The organism is Micromonospora sp. B11E3, assembly GCF_039871625.1.
GTDB lineage: Bacteria > Actinomycetota > Actinomycetes > Mycobacteriales > Micromonosporaceae > Micromonospora.
This window is the reverse complement of sequence record NZ_JBDPMC010000017.1, coordinates 1-25,662: the sequence shown is the minus strand read 5'-3', so window position 1 is coordinate 25,662 and position 25,662 is coordinate 1. Positions and strand designations below refer to the sequence as shown.

At 71.1% G+C, this 25,662-nt stretch carries 28 protein-coding genes and 3 pseudogenes; 13 read left to right on the top strand and 18 right to left on the bottom strand.

Going from position 1 to position 25,662, the window contains the following annotated elements:
- Nucleotides 1–69: 69 nt before the first annotated feature.
- From ABGB16_RS11780 to ABGB16_RS11755, 6 genes are all read right to left on the bottom strand, one after another.
- The gene (locus tag ABGB16_RS11780; RefSeq protein ID WP_347668039.1) at nucleotides 70–489 is read right to left on the bottom strand and encodes a hypothetical protein; all 420 of its coding nucleotides are present in this window, start codon (nucleotides 487–489) and stop codon (nucleotides 70–72) included.
- Nucleotides 490–802: 313 nt separating this feature from the next.
- Nucleotides 803–1,990 (bottom strand): MFS transporter, encoded by a 1,188-nt coding sequence (locus ABGB16_RS11775; protein ID WP_347668038.1) that lies wholly within the window; start codon nucleotides 1,988–1,990, stop codon nucleotides 803–805.
- A gap of 77 nt (nucleotides 1,991–2,067) precedes the next feature.
- Nucleotides 2,068–2,649, bottom strand: coding sequence for a TetR family transcriptional regulator C-terminal domain-containing protein (locus ABGB16_RS11770; RefSeq protein ID WP_347668037.1), 582 nt, complete (start codon nucleotides 2,647–2,649; stop codon nucleotides 2,068–2,070).
- The gene (locus ABGB16_RS11765) at nucleotides 2,646–3,239 is read right to left on the bottom strand and encodes a sugar O-acetyltransferase (RefSeq protein ID WP_347668036.1); all 594 of its coding nucleotides are present in this window, start codon (nucleotides 3,237–3,239) and stop codon (nucleotides 2,646–2,648) included. The genes ABGB16_RS11770 and ABGB16_RS11765 overlap by 4 nt, the downstream gene beginning before the upstream one ends.
- A 491-nt stretch (nucleotides 3,240–3,730) precedes the next feature.
- Nucleotides 3,731–5,371, bottom strand: a complete 1,641-nt coding sequence (locus ABGB16_RS11760; protein ID WP_347668035.1) for an MDR family MFS transporter — start codon at nucleotides 5,369–5,371, stop codon at nucleotides 3,731–3,733.
- Nucleotides 5,368–5,832, bottom strand: coding sequence for a MarR family transcriptional regulator (locus tag ABGB16_RS11755; RefSeq protein ID WP_347668034.1), 465 nt, complete (start codon nucleotides 5,830–5,832; stop codon nucleotides 5,368–5,370). The genes ABGB16_RS11760 and ABGB16_RS11755 overlap by 4 nt, the downstream gene beginning before the upstream one ends.
- A gap of 111 nt (nucleotides 5,833–5,943) precedes the next feature.
- On the opposite strand from ABGB16_RS11755, the gene ABGB16_RS11750 reads away from it, so the two are divergent.
- The 7 genes from ABGB16_RS11750 (at nucleotide 5,944) to ABGB16_RS11720 (ending at nucleotide 13,703) form a co-directional block, all read left to right on the top strand.
- The gene (locus ABGB16_RS11750; protein ID WP_347668033.1) at nucleotides 5,944–6,564 is read left to right on the top strand and encodes a TetR family transcriptional regulator; all 621 of its coding nucleotides are present in this window, start codon (nucleotides 5,944–5,946) and stop codon (nucleotides 6,562–6,564) included.
- A gap of 62 nt (nucleotides 6,565–6,626) precedes the next feature.
- Entirely contained in the window at nucleotides 6,627–6,749 is a 123-nt protein-coding gene (locus ABGB16_RS11745) for a hypothetical protein (RefSeq protein ID WP_347668032.1), read from the top strand.
- Nucleotides 6,750–7,184: 435 nt separating this feature from the next.
- Nucleotides 7,185–9,068, top strand: coding sequence for an adenylyl cyclase (locus tag ABGB16_RS11740; RefSeq protein ID WP_347668031.1), 1,884 nt, complete (start codon nucleotides 7,185–7,187; stop codon nucleotides 9,066–9,068).
- Nucleotides 9,069–9,178: 110 nt separating this feature from the next.
- Complete coding sequence (locus ABGB16_RS11735; protein WP_347668030.1) at nucleotides 9,179–11,620, top strand: glycosyl hydrolase family 65 protein; 2,442 nt, start codon at nucleotides 9,179–9,181, stop codon at nucleotides 11,618–11,620.
- 68 nt (nucleotides 11,621–11,688) lie between these two features.
- Nucleotides 11,689–12,288, top strand: a complete 600-nt coding sequence (locus ABGB16_RS11730) for a phosphotransferase (protein WP_347668029.1) — start codon at nucleotides 11,689–11,691, stop codon at nucleotides 12,286–12,288.
- Between the two features lie 63 nt (nucleotides 12,289–12,351).
- Nucleotides 12,352–12,633 carry a transposase gene (locus ABGB16_RS11725; protein ID WP_347668028.1) on the top strand — a complete coding sequence of 94 codons (282 nt, stop codon included), beginning with the start codon at nucleotides 12,352–12,354 and terminating at the stop codon, nucleotides 12,631–12,633.
- A 644-nt stretch (nucleotides 12,634–13,277) separates the two neighbouring features.
- Nucleotides 13,278–13,703 carry a hypothetical protein gene (locus ABGB16_RS11720; protein ID WP_347668027.1) on the top strand — a complete coding sequence of 142 codons (426 nt, stop codon included), beginning with the start codon at nucleotides 13,278–13,280 and terminating at the stop codon, nucleotides 13,701–13,703.
- Between the two features lie 523 nt (nucleotides 13,704–14,226).
- Here ABGB16_RS11720 and ABGB16_RS11715 read toward each other — a convergent pair.
- The 3 genes from ABGB16_RS11715 to ABGB16_RS11705 all read right to left on the bottom strand — a co-directional run bounded on the left by ABGB16_RS11715 (nucleotide 14,227) and on the right by ABGB16_RS11705 (nucleotide 16,669).
- Nucleotides 14,227–14,667: a VOC family protein gene (locus tag ABGB16_RS11715; protein ID WP_347668026.1), complete on the bottom strand. Its 441-nt coding sequence runs from the start codon at nucleotides 14,665–14,667 to the stop codon at nucleotides 14,227–14,229.
- A gap of 272 nt (nucleotides 14,668–14,939) precedes the next feature.
- Nucleotides 14,940–15,071 (bottom strand): hypothetical protein, encoded by a 132-nt coding sequence (locus ABGB16_RS11710; RefSeq protein WP_347668025.1) that lies wholly within the window; start codon nucleotides 15,069–15,071, stop codon nucleotides 14,940–14,942.
- Nucleotides 15,072–15,148: 77 nt separating this feature from the next.
- Nucleotides 15,149–16,669: an FG-GAP-like repeat-containing protein gene (locus tag ABGB16_RS11705; RefSeq protein WP_347668024.1), complete on the bottom strand. Its 1,521-nt coding sequence runs from the start codon at nucleotides 16,667–16,669 to the stop codon at nucleotides 15,149–15,151.
- On the opposite strand from ABGB16_RS11705, the pseudogene ABGB16_RS11700 reads away from it, so the two are divergent.
- Nucleotides 16,653–17,381: pseudogene (locus tag ABGB16_RS11700) on the top strand (transposase); the annotation flags it as partial. The gene ABGB16_RS11705 and the pseudogene ABGB16_RS11700 sit on opposite strands and share 17 nt — an antisense overlap.
- Nucleotides 17,382–17,769: 388 nt before the next feature.
- On the opposite strand, the pseudogene ABGB16_RS11695 reads toward ABGB16_RS11700, so the two are convergent.
- A pseudogene (locus ABGB16_RS11695) lies at nucleotides 17,770–17,967 on the bottom strand (cold shock domain-containing protein); the annotation flags it as partial.
- Nucleotides 17,968–18,211: 244 nt separating this feature from the next.
- On the opposite strand from ABGB16_RS11695, the gene ABGB16_RS11690 reads away from it, so the two are divergent.
- Together ABGB16_RS11690 and ABGB16_RS11685 are read left to right on the top strand one after the other, a co-directional pair.
- A complete protein-coding gene (locus ABGB16_RS11690; RefSeq protein WP_347668023.1) occupies nucleotides 18,212–18,649 on the top strand; it encodes a hypothetical protein in 438 nt (145 codons plus the stop codon).
- A gap of 30 nt (nucleotides 18,650–18,679) precedes the next feature.
- Nucleotides 18,680–19,237 carry a GNAT family N-acetyltransferase gene (locus tag ABGB16_RS11685; RefSeq protein ID WP_347668022.1) on the top strand — a complete coding sequence of 186 codons (558 nt, stop codon included), beginning with the start codon at nucleotides 18,680–18,682 and terminating at the stop codon, nucleotides 19,235–19,237.
- Here the strand turns inward: ABGB16_RS11685 and ABGB16_RS11680 are convergent.
- From ABGB16_RS11680 to ABGB16_RS11665, 4 genes are read right to left on the bottom strand one after another with little or no spacing between them, the layout of a single operon-like run.
- Nucleotides 19,219–19,374, bottom strand: coding sequence for a hypothetical protein (locus tag ABGB16_RS11680; protein WP_347668021.1), 156 nt, complete (start codon nucleotides 19,372–19,374; stop codon nucleotides 19,219–19,221). The two genes, ABGB16_RS11685 and ABGB16_RS11680, sit on opposite strands and share 19 nt — an antisense overlap.
- A 48-nt stretch (nucleotides 19,375–19,422) precedes the next feature.
- Nucleotides 19,423–19,794 carry a cyclic-phosphate processing receiver domain-containing protein gene (locus ABGB16_RS11675; RefSeq protein ID WP_347668020.1) on the bottom strand — a complete coding sequence of 124 codons (372 nt, stop codon included), beginning with the start codon at nucleotides 19,792–19,794 and terminating at the stop codon, nucleotides 19,423–19,425.
- A 30-nt stretch (nucleotides 19,795–19,824) separates the two neighbouring features.
- Nucleotides 19,825–20,118 (bottom strand): hypothetical protein, encoded by a 294-nt coding sequence (locus tag ABGB16_RS11670; protein ID WP_347668019.1) that lies wholly within the window; start codon nucleotides 20,116–20,118, stop codon nucleotides 19,825–19,827.
- 59 nt (nucleotides 20,119–20,177) lie between these two features.
- Complete coding sequence (locus ABGB16_RS11665) at nucleotides 20,178–20,552, bottom strand: hypothetical protein (protein WP_347668018.1); 375 nt, start codon at nucleotides 20,550–20,552, stop codon at nucleotides 20,178–20,180.
- 74 nt (nucleotides 20,553–20,626) lie between these two features.
- On the opposite strand from ABGB16_RS11665, the gene ABGB16_RS11660 reads away from it, so the two are divergent.
- Nucleotides 20,627–21,022 (top strand): hypothetical protein, encoded by a 396-nt coding sequence (locus ABGB16_RS11660; protein WP_347668017.1) that lies wholly within the window; start codon nucleotides 20,627–20,629, stop codon nucleotides 21,020–21,022.
- On the opposite strand, the gene ABGB16_RS11655 is transcribed toward ABGB16_RS11660, so the two are convergent.
- Entirely contained in the window at nucleotides 20,997–21,542 is a 546-nt protein-coding gene (locus ABGB16_RS11655; protein ID WP_347668016.1) for an AAA family ATPase, read from the bottom strand. The genes ABGB16_RS11660 and ABGB16_RS11655 overlap by 26 nt on opposite strands.
- A gap of 149 nt (nucleotides 21,543–21,691) precedes the next feature.
- Here ABGB16_RS11655 and ABGB16_RS11650 point away from each other — a divergent pair, with 149 nt between their 5' ends.
- Entirely contained in the window at nucleotides 21,692–22,396 is a 705-nt protein-coding gene (locus ABGB16_RS11650) for a VOC family protein (protein ID WP_347668015.1), read from the top strand.
- Between the two features lie 46 nt (nucleotides 22,397–22,442).
- Nucleotides 22,443–22,727, top strand: a pseudogene (locus tag ABGB16_RS11645) (macro domain-containing protein); the annotation flags it as partial.
- A gap of 168 nt (nucleotides 22,728–22,895) precedes the next feature.
- Here the strand turns inward: ABGB16_RS11645 and ABGB16_RS11640 are convergent.
- The 3 genes from ABGB16_RS11640 to ABGB16_RS11630 all read right to left on the bottom strand — a co-directional run bounded on the left by ABGB16_RS11640 (nucleotide 22,896) and on the right by ABGB16_RS11630 (nucleotide 25,427).
- Nucleotides 22,896–24,212 carry an MFS transporter gene (locus ABGB16_RS11640; RefSeq protein WP_347668014.1) on the bottom strand — a complete coding sequence of 439 codons (1,317 nt, stop codon included), beginning with the start codon at nucleotides 24,210–24,212 and terminating at the stop codon, nucleotides 22,896–22,898.
- Nucleotides 24,213–24,420: 208 nt separating this feature from the next.
- Nucleotides 24,421–24,621, bottom strand: a complete 201-nt coding sequence (locus ABGB16_RS11635; RefSeq protein ID WP_347668013.1) for a DUF397 domain-containing protein — start codon at nucleotides 24,619–24,621, stop codon at nucleotides 24,421–24,423.
- A complete protein-coding gene (locus ABGB16_RS11630) occupies nucleotides 24,609–25,427 on the bottom strand; it encodes a helix-turn-helix transcriptional regulator (protein WP_347668012.1) in 819 nt (272 codons plus the stop codon). Before ABGB16_RS11630 ends, ABGB16_RS11635 begins: the two co-directional genes overlap by 13 nt.
- Nucleotides 25,428–25,662: the final 235 nt, after the last annotated feature.

Here is a 25,662-nt window from a genome sequence, read left to right as displayed (position 1 = left end):
CGACGCCGAAACCGGCCGTGGCGGACAGGAAGTCACGGATGACCGGTTCGGTGCACTGCTCGCCCGCGTTCACCAGGCCGCGTACGTGCCGGAGGTCGAACGCGCGCCCCGGCTGCCGGCGCAGCGCCTCGCGACGGCGCGGCCCGTCACCAGCAGCGCGTTCGCGGCCAGCCGCTGCCGGTCGCCGACCAGGTCGGGCACGCTGCTGCGCAGCAGCACCGACGACGTGGTGCCGAGCAGACCGGTGACCACGGCGACGACGGGCAGCAGATCGACCTGCGCCTGCCCTCCGGCGAACGCGAACGCGACGAGCACGCCGGCCTGCGTCAGGTCGCCGCCCACCATCACGGGCCGGCGGGGCAGCCGGGCGGCCACGGTGCCGCCGAACATGCCGGCGACGAATCCCGAGCCCAGGCGCAGCGCCATGAAGACACCGGTCTGCAACGCGCTGCCGGTGACCTGGTAGACGAAGACGTTGAGCGCCACCATGTTCAGGTAGCTGCCGAACGCCGAGATCGAGGGTGCCGGCGACCAGCACCCGGAATACGCCCAGCTGCCGGTGGGCGGCGCGCGGCGGCATCACCTGGGCTGCCACGCGCGGGGCGCCGGCGGTGTCGGGCCGCGGATCGACCCTGCGGGTCGGGCCGGCGACCGGACCGCCGATTCCTTCGCTGCTCACGGAACCGCCGATGTCGGCCGCCGCGGGCAGCCAGGCGGCGGCGACCGGGGACGGTCGGCCGCCGCACCGCCGCGACCGCTCACGCGACCCGGTGCTGCCCGAGCGGCGCCGGAAGACCCGGTGTCACGTGTTCGTGGCCGCGGCTCGAGCGGGGGAGTCGGCCGGGCCGGTGTCCACGCGGTCCGCTCGGAAGCCACCGGTGAACAGCAGGCCACCGGCGGTCACGGCCAGGGTGACGGACAACGAACGCAGCACGCCGACGTGGTCGGCGAGGAGGCCGAGAAGCGGAGGCCCGGCCAGGAAGGCGGTGTAACCGATGGAGGACACCACGCCGACGCGGACGGCCGCGCGGGCCGGATCCTCGGCCGCCGCGCTGATGCCGAGCGGAAAACCCAACGCGGTGCCGAGCCCCCACGCGACGACACCGACCAGAGCCAGAAGCAAATGCGGGCCGGTGATCGTGGTGGCGAGTCCGACCACGGCGAGGAGCACGCTGGCGCGGACGACGCGTCGGGGGCCGTGCCGGTCGACGAGGGAGGGCCCGAACCACCGACCGACGGTCATCGCGGCGACGAAGACGGCGAAGCTCAGCGAGCCGGCGGCCACCGACGTGTGATGCCCTTCGACCACGGCGGTGGCGAGCCAGTCGTTGCCGGTGCCCTCGGAGAAGGCCATGCTCAGCACGAACACGCCGAGCGCGACGGTGCGGGGCTCGGCCCACGGCCGTAGGGCGTCACGTACCGGGACGTGGCCGGCTGCCCGAGGGCCTGTGGTCAGGTATCCGCGGGTCGACAGCGGCACCGCCACGGCGACGAGGACCGCGACGGCGGCCAGGTGGGCGGCGACGGGGACGTGCAGACCCGCGCAGGCCGCCGCGACACCCGCGCCGAGGACCGTCCCTCCGCTCAGGGAGGCGTGGAACCGGGGCACCATCGACCTGCCGGCCCTCTGCTCCACGGCGGCGGCCTCGGCGTTCATCGCCACGTCCCAGACGCCGGTGCTCAGCCCGAGGAGCCCGAGTCCCGCGGCCGTGACGGCGACCCCGCCGTGGGCGCCGAATCCGGCGAGGCAGAGCGCGCCCGCGCTGGTCAGGCTGGCCGCCGCCACGGCGAGGCGCGGGCCGGTACGCGCCACGCACGCTCCGGCGAGCAGCAGCGACACGATCGACCCGACGGGAATGGCGAGCAACAGCAGTCCCAGTTGCCGCGCGTCCAACTGGAGCTGCGACTTGACGCTCGGGATGCGGGCGGCCCAGGTCGCAAAGGTGAAGCCGCTGGTGACGAACGCGACGTACACGGCAGCGGTGGCCACCCGCGTGGGCGCACACGCGACGGCAACCGCCGCGGTCGAGGGCGGCGACCCTGCCCGTCCGGTGGTGCTGTTGCCGGTCACCCCGGGTGCGCCCCGGGCACGAAGCGGCGGACAGCGTCCATGATCTTTCGCGGGTCGACCGGCCGGGTGGACAGCGTCGCGTGCAGGATCAGTCCTTCCATCAGCGCGTCGAGCGCCTCCGCCGTCTCGGCATCGAAATGTCGCCGCAGCGAGCGCCGTGTGCTGTCCATCCACCTCTGCGTGATCACGCGGAATCGCGGGTCACGTGCCGCCGCGGCGTAGAGCTCGTAGGCCAGGACGGCACTGCGCTGGTTGTCGGCCAGGTCCGCCAGCATCGCCTCGACGACTCTCTCGCGCGCGTCGACTCCCGGCCGGATCGCCGCCATCTGGGCGTCGAAGGCGGCCGCCGCCGTCTCCGCCAGGTGCGTGAAGGCCGATACCAGCAGATCCTGGAGGCTGGCGAAGTGGTAGGACACCGAGCCCAGCGGCACGTCGGCGGCGGCGGCCACCCGCCGGTGCGTCGTGCCGGCGACGCCGTGCTCGGCGATCACGTCCAGCGTGACCTCCACGAGCCGCTGGCGCCGGTCCGGTTCGTAGCGGCGGCGGCGCTTCCCGGCGGCGGGCTCTCCGGCGGTCATCCGCCGTGGACCGGCCGGAGGACGCGCGCGGGGTTGCCGGCGACGACGACATCCGCGGGTACGTCCCTGGTGACGACCGCGCCGGCGCCGACCACCGAGTTGTCGCCGATGGTGACACCGGGGCAGATCACCGCCATGCCGCCGATCCACACGTTGTCGCCGATCGTGATCGGCAGGGCCGCCTCCCACTTGGCCCGGCGCGGTTCCGGGTCGACCGGATGCGTCGGTGTCAGCAACTGCACGTTCGGGCCGAACAGCACGTCCTCGCCGATGACGATCTGCGCGACGTCCAGCGCCGTCAGCCCGAAGTTGATGAACGTCCGGGCGCCGACGTGGATGTGGCTGCCGTAGTCGACGTGGATGGGCGGGCGGATCTCCACCTCGGCGCCCACCGAGCCCAGCAGTTGCTCGAGCAGCGCCCGCCGTCCCGCGGAGTCGCGCGGATCGCTGTCGTTGAACGCCTTCGTCAGCACCGCCGCCTGGCGCATCTCCGCTTCCAGTTCCGGGTCGGCGCCCCGGTAGAGATCGCCGGCGAGCATGCGCTCCCGCATGGTCCGAAGGTCGCCCTCGGCAAGATCGAACGCCGTCATGCGTACGATCGTACGCTGTATGTACGAACGTACACAACGATGCTGCTCCGGGACGCCGCCGGCGCGTGAGCGGGCGCGCTCGGGCGCGACGGCCCGGCCGCGGGGACTCCGACAGCGGTGCTGTGGAGCTGCCCCGTCTGTGCGTCCGCGCGGAGGCCGTCCGTGTGCCCCGGCGCCTGGCCGCGTATCGGCGCGGCTGCCCCGTTCCTGCGGGCAGCTCCAGAGGACCCGCGGACTGTGCCCGCCGCCGCCCTGACCTGCCGCTCCCGCCTGCCCCGGTGGTCGGTGCCGCCGTGGCTGCTGCGCCTCGCACCCGCCGTCACGGTTGCGTGGCCCGGCGGCGGGGCACTTGGGGGACCGCCCCGCCGCCGGCCACTTCCGGTGGTGTTCCTGCACCCGCCTGTGGCCGCGGGGCTTGTATGGACATCGCTGCCGGCGGCCGAAGCGCAACAGGCCGGTACGCCAACGACGGCCCGGGGCGTACCCGAACCTCAGTGTCGGGTCGACGCCCGGTGGCGACCGGCGTCGGCGGGCACCTCGTCGAAGGCGGGCGCGCCGTCGATGGCGTCGGCGGCGACCGCCACCGAGCGGGCGGTGTCGGCCAGGTCGAGGCTGGACCGCAGCGTCACCGGGCGCAGCAGGAGGGCGGCGAGCACGCCGACCACGCCGATGGCGGCCGAGATGAGGAAGATGTGGCCGGTGGCGTCGCCGTAGGCGGCGCGGACGATCTCCCGGATCGGCTCGGGCAGCGCGGCCAGGTTCAGGGTGCTGTTGCCCCCGCCCCCGGCGGCGGGGATGCCGGCGGCGGTCAGGTCGTGGGTGATCTGGTCGGTGACCCGCCGGGCGAGGACGGCGCCGAGCACCGAGACGCCGATGGTGCCGCCCAGCGAGCGGAAGAACGCGACGCTGGAGCTGGCGGCGCCGATGTCCTTGAGCGCGACGGTGTTCTGCACGGCGAGGACGAGGTTCTGCATGGACATGCCGACGCCGGCGCCGACGAGGAACATGGCCACGCCGAGGAACCACAGCGGGGTCTCGTGGTCGATGGTGCCGAGGACGGCGAAGCCGGCGACCAGGACGACCGTGCCCGCGACGATGTAGGGCTTGATCCTGCCGGTCCTGGTGATGAGCCGGCCGGAGACGATGGAGGAGACGAGGACGCCGGCCATCATCGGGATGGTGAGCAGCCCGGCCTCGGTGGGGGTGTAGCCGCGCCCGACCTGGAAGTACTCGCCGAGGAAGACGGAACCGCCGAACATGGCCATGCCGACGGCGAGGCTGGCCAGGATGGCCAGGGCGGTGGTGCGCTCGCGGATGATGCCGAGCGGAACGATCGGCTCGGCGTGCCGCGCCTCGACCGTGACGGCCAGCGCCAGCAGCGCGAGGGAGCCGCCCACCATCGCCGCGCTCTGCCAGGACAGCCACGCGAAGGAGTCGTCGACGAAGGAGATCCAGATCAGCAGCAGGCTGACGCCGGCGGCGATCAGGCTCGCCCCCCAGTAGTCGATCCTCACGTTCTCGCGACGCGCGGTGGGCAGGTGCAGGGTGACCTGGAGCAGGATCAGCGCGACCACGGCGACGGGCACGCCGACGAAGAAGCACCAGCGCCAGCCGAGCCACGAGGTGTCGACGATGAGGCCGCCGAGCAGTGGGCCGCCGACGGTGGCGAGGGCCATGACCCCGCCGAGGTAGCCGTTGTACCGGCCGCGCTCGCGCGGCGGGATCATCGCCGCGATGGCGACCTGGACCAGGGCCTGCAGGCCGCCGACGCCGATGCCCTGGAACGCGCGCGCGGCGATGAGCTGCCCGGCGCTCTGGGCGAAGCCGGAGACGATCGAGCCGACCAGGAACACCACGATGGCGGCCTGGATCAGGATCTTCTTGTTGAACAGGTCGGCGAGCTTGCCCCAGATCGGGGTGGTCGCGGTGGCGGTGAGCAGGGTCGCGGTGACCACCCAGGTGTACTGGGTCTGCGAACCGTTGAGCGCTCCGATGATCTTCGGCAGGGCGATCGAGACGACCGTGCTGCTCAGCATCGCGACGAAGAGCACCAGCAGCAGACCGCTGAGCGCCTCCAGGGTCTGCCGATGGGTCATCGGCTCCGCGCCGGTCGTGGTGGTGGGTGCGCTCATCGCGCCGCCTCCAAGGTGTCGTGGTGTCCGAGTGCGTCTTTGATGTCGTGGGTGAACCGGCCGAGCGCGGCCGCCAGCGCCGTCACCTCCGCCGGGGTCCAGCGGGCCAGCGCGCGATCGAGGACCTGGCCGTACCAGTCGTCGGTGTCGGCCAGGACGGCCCGGCCGGCCGGGGTGACCGCCAGGACGCTGGCGCGCTTGTCGGTCGGGTCGGTCCGGCGTTCGACCAGGCCGTGTGCCACGAGGCCGGCCACGACCCGGCTGACCGTCGACGGGTCGAGCCCGGCGCGCAGGGCCAGTTCGCGGGCGTGGCATCCGTCGCCCAGGCCGTCGATGCGCCGGAGCAGGCTCACCATGCTCAGCGGCATGCCGGACCGGGCGTCGGCGTACCGCTGCTTGATCAGTCGCACGGTCGTGGTCAGTTCGTGCAGCCGGGCGCCGAGTTCGTGAGCGGGTTCCACGCGTGCCTCCCTGTCCACCGAATGGTTGCCTCAAGCAAGAATCCAAGAATCTTGCGCGTTGGGCAAGTTTTCCCGTTGAGAAGTAGATCACGGTTGGGTAGCCTCGGTTCCGTGGACGAGACGATGGGGCTGCGCGAGCGCAAGAAGGCGGCCACCCGGCTGGCGCTGCACGAGGCGGCACTGCGCCTCGCCGCGGAGCACGGGCCCGACCGGGTGACCGTCGAGGCGATCGCCGACGCCGCCAACGTCTCCCGCCGTACCTTCTCGAACTACTTCTCGGGCAAGGAGGAGGCCATCGTCTACGGCGACGCGGTCCGACTGCGCCGACTCCTCGAACTCATCCGCGACCAGCGCGCCGACCAACCGCCGTGGGCCGTGCTCACCCGCGCCGCCGAGGACCTCGTCGCCGAGACCTACGCCGACCCCGACCCGTCCTGGTTCGCCCGACGCCGCAGGCTGCGCGCCCATCCCAGCCTCGTCGCCCACCAGATCGCCGCGTACGCCACCATCGAGCGCGAACTGGCCGCCGAGATCGCGCACCGGCTCACCGGCCCCGACGCGGCCCTGCGGTCGCGGGTCCTGGCGGCGGCCTTCCTGACCACGTTCCGCGTCGCCCTCCAGCACTGGACCGACCACCCCGAGGGCCCGCTGCGCGACGCGGTACGCACCGCACTCGCCACCGTGGCACCCGCGCCCGACGGCGACCGGTCGGCCGCCGCCGCGACGGCCTGACGCGCGCCGACACTGGCAGCCGAGGCGGACGGCATGCGACCGCCGGCCGATAGGCTCGCCCCGTGCCTCCCGACGACTTCGCCTACCTGACCACCACCGGCCGGCGCAGCGGTCGCCCGCACACCATCGAGATCTGGTACGCGGAACACCAGGGCGTCCGGTATCTGGCTCTCCGGGCACGGTGACGCCGCGGACTGGGTGCGAAACCTGCGCCGGGAGCCGAGCGCCCGGTTGCGCCTCGGCGGGCCCCGCGAACTGCGCGCCGACCTGCCGGGGGCGGTCGGCGTGGCGGCCCGGTTCGTGGTCGACCCCGCCGAGGACTCGCTGGCCCGGCGCCTGCTGGCGGCGAAGTACCAGGCACCGGGCCTGCGCGGCAGCGATACGCATGCTGTCATCGCCGCAGGCGGAGGGGCGTCGGCATCGCGGCCTGACGCTCGGGTCGGAAATTCAGGACGGTGCGCATGGCGCAGGACCGGTTCGCACGGTAGAAACGTCCCAAGCCACTTTCCCACCGGCCGGATGCGTGTCGGGCGGCGTGAGAGCGCTCTCTGGCACTCTCCGCGGCCCGGTTCGCGGCGTCCGGCCCGCCCACCCCTCACCTGGCGGAAAGGACGATCCGCATGACGACCCCGACCCCTGACAGCGGGCGGCCCGAGTCCGGGCGCCCCGCTCACCGGCGACTCGGGCGGGCGTTCGCGCTCGGTCTCGCGCTGACGACCGCCCTCGCGGCACCAGGACCGTCCGCGGCCGCGTCCCCGCCCGACGGCGGGATCGTGGACCTCGGGCCGAACGTCACCGTCTTCGATCCCGCGATGCCCATCGGCGAGATCCAGGCGACCCTCGACGCGGCACACGCCGCGCAGGTCGACAACGAGATGGGTACGCGACGCCACGCCTACCTCTTCAAGCCCGGGACGTACGGCTCGGCCGAACAGCCGCTCCAGCTCAGGGTCGGTTACTACACCGAGATCGCGGGCCTGGGCGCCGCGCCCACCGACGTCGTCGTCAACGGCAAGGTCGAGGTCTACAACCGCTGCCTGACCGGCGGCGGCACGAGCAACTGCCTCGCGCTCGTCAACTTCTGGCGCACCCTGTCCAACCTGTCCATCAACATCGACGCGGCCGGCCAGGACGGCTGTCGCGCCTCGGCGAACTTCTGGGCTGTCTCCCAGGCGGTCTCCATGCGCCGCCTCGACGTCAGTGGCGGCAACCTGTCGCTGATGGACTACTGCACCGCCGGCCCGCAGTACGCCAGCGGCGGCTTCATCGCCGACTCGCGGCTGCCGTTCGTCGTCAACGGATCGCAGCAGCAGTGGCTGACCCGCGACAGTCAGATCGCCGGCTGGTCCAACGGGGTGTGGAACCAGGTCTTCTCCGGGGTCGTCGGCGCCCCGGACGGCGCCGGCTTCCCGAGCCCGCCCTACACCACGATCGACACCACTCCCGTCAGCCGGGAGAAGCCGTACCTGTACGTCGACGAGCGGGGCAGGTACCAGGTGCGCGTGCCCGCCGCGCGGACGGACACCCGCGGCGTCTCGTGGGCCGACGGCATGACGCCCGGCCGTACCCTGCCGATCAGCGACTTCTTCGTCGCGAAGCCGTCGGACTCCGTACGGGCCATCAACGCGCAGCTCGCGCGCGGCCGACACCTGCTGCTCACCCCCGGCGTGTACGACATCGCCCGCAGCATCGAGGTCAAGCGCCCCGACACGGTCGTCCTCGGCCTCGGGCACGCCACGCTCACCGCCGTCGACGGGTCGGTCCCGCTCGACGTCGCGGACGTCCCGGGCGTCGTCGTCGCCGGCGTCACGATCGACGCGGGCCTCGACGAGTCGCCGGTGCTGCTGCGGGTGGGCAAGCGGCACGGCGAGCGGCACAGCTCCGCGGACAACCCGACCACCCTGTCCGACGTGTACTTCCGCGTCGGCGGGCCGCACGTCGGCCGGACCGACACCGCGCTCGAGGTCAACAGCGACAACGTGCTCATCGACCACACCTGGGTCTGGCGCGGCGACCACGGCGTCGAGGGCTTCACCGACACCGAACGCTGGAACACCAACACCGGCCGCTACGGCGTCGTGATCAACGGCGACCACGTGACGGCGACCGGCCTGTTCGTCGAGCACTTCCAGCGGTACAACACCGTCTGGAACGGCGACGACGGCACGACGATCCTTTACCAGAACGAACTGCCCTACGACCCGCCGACCCAGGCGGACTGGATGAACGGCGACGTCGAGGGCTACGCCGGTTACAAGGTCGGCGACCACGTGCGCAGGCACACCCTGCACGGCGGCGGCGTGTACGTCTTCAACCAGAACAACCCGACCATCCACACCGAGAACGGCTTCGAGGTCCCCGAGGCCCCCGGCGTCAGGCTGCACCACGTCATGACGGTCAACCTCAGCGCCGGCACCATCGACCACGTCGTCAACGGTGTGGGCGAGCCGGCCGACACGACCAGGATCGGGGCGCCGGTGTACGTCGCGCAGTACCCGGCGTAGGCCCGTCACCGTTCCCGGGGCCGAAGCCTCCAGCTCCGGCCCCGGGTTTGGCGTGCCCAGAACGGGCAAAACGCCTCTCCCGGGACGGCGGAGGGGAGCGTGGAGTGCCGGTGGGCGTGGACCCGGGCTGCGAGCTGTGCGCCGGGAAGCTGCCGGGCGGCTGGGCGTTGACGTACGCCGACGGCGACCCGGCGGGTGAGGCGACGCGCGAGACGACACTGACCCTCGGCAACGGGTACCTGGCGACCCGGGGAGCGCCCCCGGAGGCATGGTCCGACGGGGTCCACTACCCGGGCACCTACCTGGCCGGCTTCCACAACCGGCTCACCGACCCGCACCGCCCGGACGGCGAGGACAGCATCGTCAACCTGCCGAACTGGCTGCCGTTGACGTTCCGCCCGGCCGGCGGAGACTGGTTGGCGCCGGACCGGGCGCGGCGGGAACACGAGCACCGCGTGTTGGACCTGCGCCGCGGGGTGTACCTGCGGGAACTGCTGGTGGTCGACCGCCAGCGGCGCAGGACCAGGATCCGGCAGCGACGCCTGGTGTCGATGGCGAACCCCCACCTGGCCGCCCTGGAGACGATCATCGTCCCCGAGAACTGGTCGGGCCGGCTGGAGATCAGGTCGGCCATCGACGGCGGAGTGCTCAACGCGAACGCGCCGCCGGAGGCCGGGACCTGCGGTCGACACCTCACCGACGTCGCCGGCGGGGCGGACGACCCGTACACCCTCTGGTTGACCGCGGCGACGACCGGCTCGCGGCAGCGGGTCGCCCTGGTCGCCCGTACCACGATCGGCCTGGCCGGCGCGCCGCGGCCGCCTGCCGCGCAGAGAACGGAGACCGGGCCGGACGACGTGGCGCAGGTGTTCGGGATCGACGTGGCGCCCGGGGACCGGGTGTCGGCGGCGAAGACCGTCGCGGTCTACGCCGACCGCGACCGGGCGGTCTACGAACCGCTGGCCGCGGCGCGGGAGGAACTGGGGTCCGCCCCGGAGTTCGAGGGGCTGCTCGCCGAGCACGCCGCCGCGTGGGCCCGGCTGTGGGAGCGGTTCCGGCTCGACATCGGCGAGGAGCACCCGTGGCAGCTGCCCGTGCGGGTGCACACTTTCCACCTGCTGCAGACGCTGTCGCCGTACACGATCGACCTGGACGGGGGCGTGCCGGCGCGCGGGCTGCACGGCGAGGGCTACCACGGGCACATCTTCTGGGACGAACTGTTCGTCTACCCGTACCTGAACCTGCGGCTGCCGGAGCTGACCCGGGCGCTGCTTGAATACCGGCACCGGAGGCTGACGGCGGCCCGCCGGCAGGCGAGCGCCGCCGGGATGGCCGGCGCCCTGTTCCCCTGGCAGAGCGGCAGCAGCGGCCGGGACGAGAGCCCCAGCCGAAGCCGCTCCCCGGTCACCGGGGAGTGGGTGGACGACCGGACGGGGCGCCAGCAGCACGTCAGCCTGGCGGTGGCCTACTGCGTGTGGCGGTACTGGGAGACGACGGCGGACCTGGCCTTCCTCGCCACCACCGGCGTAGATCTACTGGTGGAGACGGCGCGGTTCTGGGCCGGCCTGGCCACGTACGACCCGGCCGACGACCGCTACGACGTCAGGGGAGTGCTGGGGCCCGACGAGTACCACGACGGCTACCCGGGCAGTCCCGGACAGGGGCTGGACAACTGCGCGTACGTCAACGTCATGGTCTCCTGGGTGCTGGCCCGCGCCGAGGAGGCGTACGCGATCCGGTGCCGGCATCCCGGCGCGGCCGCCTGGCGGGAGGTGACCGTCGCCGACGACGAGCGCGGCCGGTGGGCGCACATCAGCCGACGGCTGCGGCTGACCTTCCTCGACGACGGCATCCTCGCCCAGTTCGAGCGGTACGGCGACCTGGCGGAGCTGGACTGGCAGCGGTACCGGCGCCGGTACGGCGACCTGCGGCTGCTGGGGTCGCTGCTGCAGGCCGAGGGCGACGACCCGAACCGGTACAAGATCTCGAAGCAGGCCGACGTGCTGATGCTGCTGTACCTGTTCAGCGCGGACGAACTCACCGGCCTCGTGCGCCGCCTCGGCTACGACTTCGACCCCGCCCGGATCCCCGCCACCGTCGACCACTACCTGTCCCGCACGACCCACGGCTCCACCCTCAGCCGCATCGCCCACGCCTGGGTGCTGGCCCGCACCGACCGGCGGCGGTCCCTGGAGATGCTGCAGACCGCGCTCGGCACCGACCTCGCCCGCCCCGAGCACAGCTCGACGCGGGAGGGCATCCACCTCGGCGCCAGCGCCGGGACGCTGGACATCCTGCAACGCTGCTACACCGGCCTGGAGGTCCGCGACAACGTGCTGCGGCTCTGCCCGCTGCTGCCGGAGGCGCTCGACCGCCTCGGCTGCGTCCTCCGGTACCGCAACCTGGTGATCACCCTCGACGTCGACCGCGAACGGGTACGCATCTCCGCCGCCGGGGGCGCCGACCAGGCCGTGCCGGTCGCCGTCTGGGGCAGGTCGTTGCTGCTCTCGCCCGGTGACACCGTCACCGTCACCCCGCACGACCGACAGTGAGGACGCAGGGGGTCATCCGGTTGGGTGGGGCCAAGTGCCTCCGTCGATGAGATCGATAGCCTGCCGCCATGGTTGCGGAGGAGGGGGCCGATCACATCGGTACCAATCTTGAGGACCAAGGTTGGGGTGCGACGCGTGCCTGGGTGGAGAAGGGGCTGTCCGAGGCAGAACGCATCGAGGACGTCGCGCGGTTGCGTGGCGGCTGGACGTCAGAAATGCGCCGGCTAAACATCTGCGGGCGGGCCGGTCGACGGTCGCTGGTCCTGCGGTCTTTCGTCAAGCCCTTCTACGTTCGGCACGCGCAGGGCCTGCTGACTCGCGAGGCAGCCGTTCTGCGCCTGCTCGGCGGCACGGATGTGCCTGCGGCCAGGCTGGTGGCCGTGGACGCGACAGCGCAGTACTGCGACCATCCGTCCTTGCTGATGTCCCTGTTGCCCGGGGCCGTGCGCCTGGGCGATGAGGGGGCCGACCGGCGTGCCGAACTGCTGGCCCACCAGTTGCTGCGCATCCACCGGCTGCCAGTGACCGCCGAGGCACGGCCGCGCGCGTATCAGGCGTGGACCTCTCCCGATCGGGTGAGAGACCGTCGGGTAACCAGCTCGGAGCTTTCTGCTACGGCGAGACGCGTCGATGCCGGGTGCTCGACAAATAGATCATCCCCGCCATGATCGCGTTGTGTGACCAACTGCAACTGTTGCGGGGATGACGCCCGTTCATGCTATCCGTCGAGCTTGACCGATGCGATGTGGGCGGTCCTCGCGCCCTTGATGCCGGTGCGTGACCTGCGTAAAGGCGGCCGGCCGCGCAAGTGGGGAGATCGGTTGATCCTGGATTCGATCTTCTATGTGCTGCGGTCGGGCTGTCCGTGGCGGATGATGCCGCGGGATCTGGCGCCACCGGACGCGGCGCATCGCTGGTTCACGACGTGGCGGAAGAACGGAACGTGGGACGCGATCCACGACGAGCTTCGCCGGCAGGTGCGGATCGCGGCCGGTCGTGAGCCGGCTTGGTGAGCTGGGCGAAAGACAAGCTCGGCATCCTGCTGGAGATCGTCAAGCGCACCGACGACGTCAAGGGCTTCCAGGTCCTCCCACGCAGGTGGGTGGTAGAGAGGACGCTGTGCGCCGCGAGGCGCCCTGTTGTATCCCCGGTTCAGCCGGGAGGGACTTGGAGGGAGGTTCCTGGGTCGAATGGCTTACCTGATGCTGAAAGGTTGCTGAGGGGACAAGAGCATGCCAGCTAACCCGGCGACCGGGTCCAGTGGTCAGGGACGGTGCGCCGGGGGACCCGCGTGATATGGCGAAAGCTGGATTGCCTGAATCCTAATCTCCAGTCGATGCAAGTTCCCATCCACCGGAAAGACCTCTGAAACCGGTGCCGTGCTCTGCGTCGGAATCGAAGTGTCGGCTGACGCAACCTCCAGAGCGCGGGGCGACGCCCAGCGAGGGTGTTGAGGGAGATGAGTGGGGCGCCTACGTCACGCTGCTACGTACGACAGGGACGAACGCGGGATCGCCTACCGGACGCGAGTCCTATGGCGACGGAGGCCTCGTAGTAGTCGCCGGAGTAACGCCCGGCCAGGGAGGACGGGAAAGCCGTCTACAACGGGCGAAGGAGGCCAGGTGATGGGACACCACCAGATCGGGAGGTATGCGTAATGCAGAGCGCCGCAACGGTGCTGGGTGTCCTGCGTGAGCGCGGCAGGCGTAGCCTGCCGCTGGACGAACTGTATCGACAACTGTTCAACCCAGAACTGTATCTGCTGGCGTACGGGCGCATCTACGCCAACCACGGCGCGATGACGCCCGGGGTCACGCAGGAGACCGTGGACGGCATGTCCCAGGCGAAGATCGGTCGCATCATCGCGGCTATGCGTCACGAGCGCTACCGGTTCGCCCCCGTCCGGCGGGTGCACATCCCGAAGAAGAACAGGAAGACCCGCCCGTTGGGACTGCCAACCTGGTCGGACAAACTCGTCGGCGAGGTGGTCTGCCTGCTGTTGGAGGCGTACTACGAACCGGCGTTCTCCGACCGGTCCCACGGATTCCGGCCACGGCGACCCGAGGCACGGCGGCCTCGATGACCACCCGCAGCGTGCCGAAGTCCAGGTGCCGCCACCGCCGCCTGCCCCAGCCGCGGTCGTACCACGGCGCGCGAGCCCGGCAGCGCCCGCAGCGGCGCGCCGCGCCCTTGCGCGGCCGCGCAGAGATCACCAAGACCTCACCGTCGGTGTCGTCATCGAGGCGCACACCCTCGACGACGGCCCGTTCCAGCCCTGCCTGTCGATGCAATACCCTGGTCAAACGCACGCCGTTTCCCGATCTTCAGTTTCTGACCTTCGACAAGCCAGAAACCTAGACGGGACACGGCGTGCCCTGTCGATCAGGGCGTCAACCCACCCACGAGAACATCACAAGAGCCCGTTTTCCCCGGATCGTCGTTGCCTGACCGGGCAGCCGGATCGGCGCCGCGAGCGGCCCGGCCCACGGCCCGCAGTGCCTGCGCGGTCTCATCGCCAAAGGTGCTTCGCCGTCGAGGGTTCCTCAGGTGGTGGCCTTGGCCGACCGGCGGTCGGGCGGTCGGCTGCACGGTCCCTTCGGCAGACTTCAGCTGAGCTGTTCGGCCAGTCCGACGACGATGCCCTCCGGGCCGCGGACGTAGCAGAGTCGATAGCTGTCCTCGTACTGCGCCAGCTCGCCGACGAGTTCGGCGCCGTGGGTACGCAGGCGGGCAACGACGTCGTCGATGTCGTCGACGGCGAACATGATGCGACGAATGCCCAGCGTGTTGGCTGGTGCATCCTTCGGCTCGGCGCTGATCGCCTTCGGCGTGTGGAACATCGCCAGCTCGATCCGGCCGTGGCCGTCCGGGGTCCGCAGCATCGCGACGTCCTGTCGGACGTCGTCGATTCCGATGACACGCTCGACCCAACGTCCCTCGATTGGCCCCTTGCCCTCCAGCTCCATGCCAAGTTCGACGAAGAACGCAACAACAGCGTCGAGATCGTCGACAACGATGAGGACGTTGTCCATCCGCTGGATCGTCATGCAGGGTCTCCTCAGACCTGTACGGCCACGGTGGCCGTGGCCACTCCTGAGACGGAGCCGCCAGGCCGTTCTCGACAGACTGTGCACCATCTTCCGCGGGAAATCTCGTGACGCGGCTGCCCGTCATGCGCCAGCCGTACCGCTTCGGACGACAGCACCGCAGGCCAGTCGGACCATGACTAGGTAGCTGGTGTTGAACGGCGGTTGACCGGGTCCCCGGTCGGCCGCCGTTATCTCGTGTGGTGTCGGTTCGGTGTGCTGGTTCGAGGGTTTCAGGTGCTGAAGCCGTTGCTGAGGCGGCGGTGCGGGCCGTTGAGAGTGAAGATCGAGTTCGCCGGTAACGTCTCGCCGCAGAACCGGCTCACCGGATCCAGCAGGTCCAACTGCTGTGAAGCAACACTCAACGCCACACCAACGAACTACCTGAAATAGATATAGAACGATGGCCGCCGCGCCGGCGGCGGCCATCGTTCAACACCAGCTAGTTGCCGCCGCGGTTCAGCCAGGCGCGGACCGCGCCGCCCTGGTAGACCACCAGGTAGTCGGCCTTGCCGTCGCCGCTGATGTCGGCGAACTGGATGTACGGGCGGGGGTAGCCGGATTCGTTGGCCCAGTCGTAGCGGGCCTGGAAGCCGCCGTTGCCCCCGCCGCCACGGTTGAGAAAGGCGTGCACCGCGCCCTCGACGCTGACCTGGAGGTAGTCGGCCCGCCCGTCACCGTCGGCGTCGGCGAACCGGACCGCTTCCAGCGACGAGCCCCGGGTGCCGCCGGCCCAGTTGAGCCACAGCCGCCAGGCCGGCGGCTGTGGCTTGCCAGCCTGGCGTTCGGTGGCGGGGTCCCACATGTTCCGGTACACGTGCACCGCGCCCTTCGCGCCGACCCGCAGCAGGTCGTCACGCCCGTCTCCGGTGACGTCCGCGAAGCGCAGGTTGTTCCGGTTGAATGAATCGACGCGGAAGACGATCCCCCAGGGGACGAACGCGAGCGTGTCACCCGAACGCTTGACGTTGAGGTACGCCCGCACCTCGCTGGTGGAACTGACCACGAGGTAGTCGTCGCGCCCGTCCCCGTTGAGGTCGGCGAACCGCACCTCGTCGCCGTGGACCGCCGTCTGCCCTGCGGGGGCGTACCTGCCCACGTTGACCCAGTGGGGCTGCCCGGGCGTGCCGACCGTGTTCACCGAGGCCCGGAAGCGGCCGTCCGAATAGACCTGCAGGTAGTCGGCCCGCTTGTCGCCGTTCAGCTCGGCGATGATCGTACGGCCGGGGGTGCCGCCGTATCCGGAGGCGATCTCGCCCAGCTTGCGCCACCCCGTACCGAGTGCCGTGTCGTCGGAGTCTCCCGGGGAGCAGGCGGTGGGGGCGTTCTCCGGCAGCGGCGCCTGGATCCAGCCCCGATGGTTCGCATCGAGCACGCTTTCGTACCAGGCGGCGGCCATCTTGGCGTAGCCCTCGTCGTTCGGGTGGACGTCGTTCTGCAGACCATCGGTGATCAGCACCCTGCTCATGTCCACCAGGAGCACGCGCTTGCCCTTGTCCTGCAGGTCCCGCACCACGGCGGGCAGCGCCGCGTTGTACGCGTCGATGCGCGACTGCAACCCGGTCTTGCCGACCGGGATGAGCTGGGCGACCAGCACCGTGGCCCGTGGTGAATCGGCCAGCGTCTGGTTGATCAGCTCCTTGAGCCGGGTGGGCGCGGACGACAGCGCGAAGTTCTGGCCGATGTCGTTGGTGCCGGCGTGCAGCGTGATGACGTTCGGCTGATAGCGCGGCACGCTGCAGTCGGCGATTGCCGTGATCTCGTCGATCCGGTCGCCGGGGTGGCCCTCGTGGTCGTTGTCGCTCATCGACCCGGTCTTCGCCGATCCGACGAAGTCGACGTTCCGCGCGTTGCCCTTGAGGTAGTCGTACAACTCGTCGCGGTAGCCGTTGCGGTCGGAACTCTCCACGCCGTAGGTGATCGAGTCGCCGAGCGGCATCAGGCGGATGTCCAGCTTGCTCAACGCAAGGTCGCGCTCGGTGCCTGCCGCTGCGGAGAGCTGCTTCTCCGAGGCCGCGCAGGCCGGCCACCCGTCGACGTCGGGGTGGCACGGAGCCGGCACGGCGACCGCGTCCGGGATTACCGCGACACCGACCGCGGCCAGCGACAGCGCTGCGACGACCGAAATGAGCCATGCGACCTGCACTCTTCGCCGAGGAGACATGGACGCCCCTTCCGTAGGGCATTCGACAGTGTGCTGTGATAGTAGAGCTCTAGCCGAACCGGCCGCCGGGCTGATCGCCGACCTCACCGACCCGACCGCCACCACCGCCGCCACCGCCGCCGTCTACGGCGACGCGGCCTACGGCGACGGCGAGGTCCTCCAGCGGCTCGACAGCGCCGGGATCGACGCCAAGACCAAGGTCCAGCCACCGGATGCGCCCACCGGGAAGTTCACCAAGCACCGCTTCGACATCAACCTCCGCGACGCCACGGTGACCTGCCCGGCCGGCACCACCATCCCGATCCGGCCGGTCAAAGGCCACGCCCGCCACGCCGGCAAAGCCGACTTCGGCACCGCCTGCGTCACCTGCCCCCTACGCGGGCAGTGCACCGACTCCAAAACCGGCCGCAGCATCACCATCGGCCGGCATGAAGCCCGCCTCGCCGCCGCGGTAAACCTCGCCCGCCTCGCCACCCTCGGCCTCACCCACACCCCCGACGGTTGGGCCCTCAACCCCGCATCGCCCGAGCTGATCGCACCGATCGTCCGCCTGTACGACGCATGGGTCGAGGCGCATCAGGAGTGGGGCCCAGGGCCTCACGAGGACGGTTTCGGGTTGCGGCCGGCCCCGCCGCCAGCCGGTACCGGACACCGATGGCAGGAGTCGCGCCGATCGCTCACCTGTTGAGTTTCCCCGCGCCGTAGGCGGCCCCTATCAGCCCGCCGACCGCCCATGGCCACCAGCCAGGCAGCCACCAGCCGGCCGATGCGGCAAGGAACGTGTACGCCACAACAAGTACGAGCAACACCAGCGCGAACGCGACGGCCACGACCGTCAACCGGGCGCGGCGGACCCGCCGGCTGTCATCCACCGAAGGCTCCTGCGGGTCCCCGCCGACCGGAGTCACTCTGACCGCGCATGGACCATCCGCACCCGACTCGACCGCGAACGACACCCGCTGCCCCTCCTCCAGGGTCCGACGGCCGTTCGTCTCGATGCTGGAGTGATGCACGAACAGGTCTGGACCGCCGTGATCGGGGGCGATGTATCCGTACCCCTCCTCGGGATCGAACGACACAACCCTGCCCTCGGCCATTCGAACCTCCCCGCCCTACCTCCGGCCGCTGGTGCCAAACAGACCATACGGGACTCTGCACAACCGGGTGACCGGCGCGCTCATCCGCCACTGATGGGGCGCGGCCCCGCAGGCGCTGCGGAGCGGCCGGCCGGGAGATCCCGAACCGCGCGTGCAGCGCGCCCGCGATCGCTCCTCCCGGCCGTTCGCCCGAACCGCGGCGGCGACGGCCGCCGGCGCGGAGCCTCGGGTCTACGCTCCTGATATGGCGGGTGCCGAGGCACCGAAGGCGGGCATGACGATCAGCATTCGGACCCGACGCGACGTCGTCGTGGTGGACCCGGACCGGTTCCTGGCTGCGGCACGGCAGGCGCTGCGCGACCGCAACCCAGGTCTGACCGACGCCGAGGCGGCCGAGGCGGTGGTCGACGTCCACGACGCCGTACACGCACTGCTCGACCGGGACGGAACGCTCGCCGCCGACGCCGTGGACGGCGAGGCGAATGTCGGTGGATCTCTGCCCGGCGTGTGGGTCAGCGACCGGCCGGACGGCCTGTCACCGGCCGGTTGGCTGCAACAGGTGGTACTCGACGACCCGCAGCCGCTGCGGGACTACGGTTGTTTCCTTCCCGCGGATCCCTTTGCGGTGCCCACGGCGGGGTACGGTACGCGGCCATGCAGGGCAGGTGCCGCCGGCGACTGAACGTGCGAGAACAGCGCGGAGGCCAGGGCGATGTCCACTCCGGCGCAGATGTGCGGGTCTGGCTATGGTCGTGGCATGCCTGAGTTGATCGCACCGACCGTCCGCCTGTACGACGCATGGGTCGAGGCGCATCAGGAGTGGGGGCCCGGGCTTCACGAGGACGGTTTCGGGCTGCGGCCGTCCGACGAGGTGAACTCGCCAGCCGGGTTCGCGGCCTGGGTGGCCCGGCTGGCCGATCAGGCGGATCCCACGAAGCCGAACGATGCCGGCCACGTGTATCGATGGATCGTCGAGGGCGATGGCGTGCTCGGCGGCATCGCGCTCCGGTACGGGTTCGACGGTGCCGCGCCGCCGATGGGCCACCTCGGGTACGGCATCCGACCGTCCGCGCGTCGGCGCAGGTTGGCCACGTGGGCGCTGGGCCGGATGCTCGACGAGGCGCGGGGGCTCGGCCTGGAACAGGTGCTGATCATGTGCGCGGCCGACAACATCGCCTCGGCCAAGACGATCGAGCACCACGGCGGCGTCCTCGAGGGCATCCGGGATACCAAGCTCGGCCCTGCTCGCCGCTACTGGATCACGTTGTAGCCCCGCGGCCGTCGCCCTTCGCGCCGTAGTGGATGACGGACTTGTGCCGGCCAGCGATAGTCGGCGTTGTCCTCGCCGCCTTCGACGACCTGCACGACGTGCGTCCGTGACCAGACATCCGCAAGCCAGTCGATCATCCGGATCCTTCCGCGCCCAGCCGGCACCGCCCATGGGCGGTGGTCGGGTCAATTCTGTGGCTCGGTCAGGTAGCCGACGGCCGCCGATCCGGACACGATCCGGACGCGGTATCCCCAGCGTTGCAGAGCCTGAGCCATCTTGCCCGCGCCGGCCGGGTTCGCGGAGTGGACGAGAACGACGCCGATGTCGAGCGGGCGCCCTTCGAAGGCCGCTCGCTCCAACACCTCCACGACCGGCCAGATCGTGTCGGCCCCACCGAGGTCGTGGTCGAGCCACAGCTCGTCCAGCCGCTCGTCGCGGTGGCGTTCGAGGAGGGCCACCCCGGCGGCGCTGCTCCGGGCCACCTCGGCACCACGACCGTCGACGAAGGAGCGTAGGTCGTCTATCAGAACGATTCGCCGGGGTCTGTTGCGGTCCACCGGACCATCGTGCCGTACCACGTCGGGCCTTCAGCCGAGACCGCGGTGGGCGGCCCACAGCGCGCCGGCGCGGCTGGCGGCCGTGTCGACCAGGGCCACCAGCTCGGGCCTGTCCGGCACGGGGAACGAGACGTACGCGCCACGGCCCCCGCCGGTCGGCCGGCCGTAGGCCTTCGCCGCGAGGCGCCCGTCCGGGAGGAGCCGGACGTTGAGCGTGGTCAGCGTGAACTCCTCACCGCGCCGGGTGTCGGTCCAGCGGAGCCCTTCCGGGATGGTGACGTTGATCGCCAGGGCGCTCACGTCGACGGCCGCGTCGTCGCTCATGGACGCATGCTCCCACGCGGGTAGGCGCCCGCTCACACCGCGATCGGTGCCGGCCTGGGTCAGCTCGCCCCGGTGGCCAGCAGGGCGGCGTTCAGGTCGGCCGGGCATTCCCAGAGCGCCCGGGTGAGGCGGGCGTTGCTCGCGCTCCAGATCATCCTCAGGCGAGGCGTACCCTCGCGGGACTCGATCGCCACCATGGGCCTGGCCTGCTGGTTCAACCCCGTCAGGCCGAACAGCGCGATCGGTTCGTCCGCCGGCCGTCGCGCCGCGCGCCGCTCGTCCTGCCAAACCTGGTACGCGGTCGCCAGCCGCCACGGCGCGCAGTTCTGCAACTGCTCGTACAACCTGCCGACCCACTTGCCCGTGTAACGGGAGTACTGGTACCTGATCGGATAACCGGCGAGCAGCGCGGCGAGATCGGTGTCGACGTCCACGCCGCACAGCGCGAGCGCGTCCGCCGGCGCGTGCCCGCGAAACGCTGTGGTTGGACGGTGCCTTCGGTCCGTCCGTGCGCGACGTGAGCCTCGTCGCCCCGACCGTCACCGGCCCGGCGAGGATGCCGGCCCACCTCGACCGCCTGAGCATCCATCTCGCCGACGGCACTGATCAGCAGGTCGCGGGGATGCGCGACGAGGTGGCCCAGCTCAGCTCACTGAGCCTGCGCGGTACACCGGTCAGCGATGCGATCGTGCCCGTACTCGCGCGGTACGACCTCGATCGTCTCGACCTGGTCGACACCGCTGTCACCGCGCCCGCGTTGTCCCGGTTCCGCGCCGAGCACCGGGACCAGCCTGTTTCCGCGAACCCCGGCGTTCCACGCAACCGCCTGACCATCCACGACTCCACGTACGGCCGCCCTGAGACGATGTGGGAGCGGTTCATCGTCCGGCCTTCACGAACGTGACGATCTCGTCGAGTCCGGGTCGGTAGCCGTCGCTGGTGTCCACCTCGATCTCGGGGACGTCGAGCCGGACGGGCTGGAAGCCGTGGTGGCCGACGGCATGGGTCTTGCGGTCGCCGAGGTACGCGTCGGCGTGGGCGCGCCGGGTCGCGGTCTCGCCCTGCCGCCGCTGGATGCGGTCGAAGGCCGTCTGTGCGGCGACCCGGCAGTGCACAACCCGAATGTCGGCGATCCGGATGAATGGCTGTAGGCAGGGGCGCCAGAGGCGGTCCTGGAAAGCCGCCTCGGCGACCGTGGTGACGCCTGCGGTCAGGAGCAACTGCAGCACTGTGAAGAACGTGGGCAGGGTCCGAAGGGTCAGCTCGTCGCTCGGTGCGGCGGTGAAGTCGCCGGCCGCGTGGACCATGCCCTCCTTGATCTCGTCCCGGCAGATCGCCGGGCAGCCGATCCGTCGGGCCAGCAGGTGGGCGAGCGTCGTCTTGCCAGCCCCTGATGGTCCGGCGACGACGACAAGGGCCGGCATCCTTCCCATCATGATGTTATAGCTCGGCCGGGTGCATCGGCAGGCGCAGGCCAGGGGTCAGCTGTCGGCACGCCTCCCGCGCCGCCCGCGACGCGTCCGGCCCGGCTAATTGCGTTGTTGTCGTGCTGGCCCGTGCCTACGGTGTGGTGATGCTCTCGCGACGACTGACGGTGACCTTCGATGCGCACGACGCGGCGCGCCTGGCGCGGTTCTGGGCCGGCGTGCTCGGCCGGGAGGTCGTCGAGGACGCCGATGGTGCTCTCGTGCCCGGCGACGACACCCAGCTCGGCCTCCGGTTCGTCCCGAGCCGCGCGGAGAAGGTGGGGCTGAACCGCATGCACCTGCACCTGACCAGCGCCCGCCCCGGCGACCAGCAGCAGACGGTGGCGAAGGCGCTCGGGCTCGGCGCCAACCACCTCGACGTCGGGCAGCGCCCCGAGGAGGGGCACGTCGTCCTGGCCGACCCGGAGGGCAACGAGTTCTGCGTGATCGAGGCGGGCAACGGCTTCCTCGCCGGGTGCGGCTTCCTCGGAGAGATCGCCTGCGACGGCACCCGGGAGGTCGGCCTCTTCTGGAGCGAGGCGCTGGGCTGGCCGCTGGTGTGGGACCAGGACCAGGAGACCGCGGTCCAGTCACCGCACGGCGGCACGAAGGTCGCGTGGGGAGGCCCGCCCGTGGCCCCGAAACAGGGGCGGAACCGGCAGCGCTTCGACCTCGCCCCGACCGGCGGCGACCAGCAGGCGGAGGTCGACCGGCTGATCTCCCTCGGGGCCACTCGGCTCGAGGTCGATGCGGACGGCACCGTCGTGCTGGCCGATCCCGACGGCAACGAGTTCTGCGTGAGAGGGAACTGACCAGCCCTGGCTGTTGTCGCTCCGGGTGCCGATGCGACGATCAGCCATGGCCCCCATCGAAGTCGTACTCGGCGACATCACCCGTGAGCACGTCGACGCCATCGTGACCGCCGCGAACGAATCACTGCTCGGCGGCGGCGGGGTCGACGGCGCGATCCACCGGGCGGCCGGGCCCCGACTGGCGCAAGCCGGGTCGGCGATCGCACCGTGCGATCCTGGCGACGCCAAGGCGACTCCGGCCTTCGACCTCCACCCGCCGGTACGGCACATCATCCACACCGTCGGCCCGGTCTGGGAGGGCGGCAGCTACGGCGAGGCGGAGGTGCTGGCCCTGCATGACGGAACCGCCGCACCACCGGACACCGCCCGCGACTCCTCCCGCTGACCGAGCAACATCGTGCGGGACGACGACTTCACCCGCGACCTCTGCGGCAGCTCGCTGCCCGAGCTTCGCCCCGCGTGGATCGGAGTCGGCCGGGCGACCGGCCGGTGCGAGTCGTCAGGGCACCTGTCGGATCCGGGTCACCAGCAGGCCGCTGAGCAGGGTCACCGCGCCGGTCACCGAGAAGAGCAGCGGGTATCCGCCGGGGGAGACCACGATCGGTGCGGCGAGCGCCGGGCCGAGGACCTGGGGCGCGGCGTTGGCGATGTTGATCACGCCGAGATCCTTGGCGCGGTCGGTGGCGCGCGGCAGCACCTGGGTGATCAACGCCGCGTCGACGGCCATGTAGGCGCCGTAACCGATGCCCAGCACGACCGCCGCGGTCACCACCACGGGCCAGGTCGGCAGGGCGGCCAGCAGCAGCGCGGCCGTGCCGAGCAGCACCCCGGCCCCGATGACGAAGATCTTGCGGCGGCCGGTGCGGTCGGACAACCGGCCGACGAGCACCGCCGACAGCCCGACACTGAGCATGTTCAGCAGGAGCAGGACCACGATGTCCCGCTCCGGGTGGGGCCGGTGCACCTGGTCCTCAAGGAAGTACAGCAGGTAGAGGGTGGCCAGGGCGGTGCCCAACTGGACCAGGAAACGGGTGATGAAGGCCCACGTGAAGTCCGGGTGGTCGCGGAAGGTCCGCCACACCCCGCGCAGCAGCCGGGCGCTCGGCGGCCGGTGTTCCACCGGTAGTGGGTGGTCCTCGGTCAGTGTGGTGAACGGCAGCGCGAGCAGCACCAGGGCCACCGCCAGCACGAGGTAGCCGCCGGCGTTGTCGTCCTGCGCCAGCCCGATGACCAGCGAGGCACCGGCCACGCCGGCGACCGCCTGCGGCAGCCCGATCCAGCCGGAGACCGCGCCCCGCTGCGCCACGGGGACCCGGTCGGGCACGGCTGCGGTCAGCGACGCCAGCATGGCGTTGAGGCAGACCTGGACACACACCCAGCCGATCGCCACACCCAGGATGCCCTGCTGCCGGCCGAGCAGGACCAGCGAGAACGCCGCGAGTACGGCGCCGCCCAACGTCCACACGTGCCGGCGGCCGGTGAGGACCCGCAGCCGCCCGCGTCGGGCCACGGTCCGGTCGGACAGCGCGCCGGCGAGCGGGTTCGCCACGATCGCGACGAGCGCGCCCAGCCCGGTCACCCAGCCGAGCAGGGCCTCCTTGTACGCGGCGTCGATCAACTCGACCTGCCGGGGCAGGAGGATCTGGACGGGCGCGAAGAACGCCATCCAGACGCCCAGGTTGGCCGCGGCGAGCAGAGCGACCCAGCCCGCCCGCACCGGCCGTACCGGATCCGCCAGGGCGGCCGGGCCGACCGGCGCGGCGCCGGGCGCCATGTCCGGGACGGGGTCGACCGGGGCGGCGCCAGTAGTGCTCACGGCCAGTCTCCGATCAGGTCACGGAACCAGTGGCACGACCCGTCCGGGGCACGCCGCCGCGCACCCTGTGGCCGCTTCCGCCGTCGCTGCGCGGTGACGGGACACTAACCCGTGGACATAGACCGGGGAAGATGGTTGGCCGAGAATCTTGTCGACACGAGGAAAGCCTCTCAGCTTCACGCTGGGGGCTTCCCGCATTCCGGGCAGGTCAGCCTACCGGGCCGATCTCCTTGGCCAGATCGACGAACGCCCGCCACGAGCGCGGACCGAAGTGGAGGGTGCCGCCGTCGCGGTCCTTGGTGTCGCGCACCAGCACCACGCCGGGCACGTTGTCGGCCACCTCGACGCAGGCCCCGCCGTTGCCGCCGGACTTCGTCGACTTCCGCCACCGCGGGATCAGCATGTCCATGACTTCGTCACTTCCTTGATCAGATCGATTGACTGCCGGCGGGGGAGGGCCTCGTTCCGCACGATCTCCCACGTCCTCGCCAGCTTAGCGACATCCACCGGGGCATCGACGATCTGTGCATCGAGCTGGTTGTCGGAATAGGTCACCCGTGCGCCGTCGGGGAGGTCGGCGATGATGAACTGGCCGCCCAGCCCGAGGTACATTCCCGCGTCGACCGGCACGACGTGCACCTGGATGTGTTCCCTGGCGGCCAGCGCGAGCAGGTGCTCGCACTGCTCCGCCATGAGCCCCGGCTGGTCGAGCACCGGCCGGCGCAGGATGCCCTCGTCCAGCACGGCGATGAGCTGCGGGGGCCTCTCCCGGGCCAGGATCGCCTGGCGCTCCAGCCGGGACGCCACGATCCGCTCGACCTCGTCGGCGTCGAACCGTCCTCCGGCGAGGGTGGCGCGGGCGTACCGTTCGGTCTGGAGCAGGCCGGGGACGTAGGCCAGCTCGAACCACCGCAGGGTGGTCGCGTCGCGTTCGAACTGGATCCACTCGCGCAGCCAGGTCGGTGTCACGTCCAGCTTGCCCAGGTCGCGCAGCATCCGCATGAACCGGCTCTCCCCGCCCGGCTGATACGCGGGGTCGTGCGCGCGGTCGACGGCCTCCATGTACTCCTTCGTCGGCGGGCGTCCGCCCGTCTCCACGGAGCTGACGTGGGAGCCGGAGTACCCGATGGTCCGGCCGAACTCCTCCTGACTCGACCCGAGCGACGCCCGGAGCAGCCGAAGTTCGTTGAGTACGTAGTCGCTGGCGGTCCCCATCAATTCCCCAGTTCCTGCTCGATGTTGCCGACGAGATCTTCGGAGGCGCCCATCCACCCCGCTGACCTGCGCGGATGCGCCGCGCGCGTTCCGACAGTAGTCGTGTCCTAAGGGCTCGCAGATAATTAACCCGTAGTCTTCGTGAATGGCCCTCGGTTTTGTGGTATGAGCACAGTGGACGAACGGCAAGCGGTGCTGGCGGCGAAGTTCGAAGCGATCGTTCCGCATCTAGATG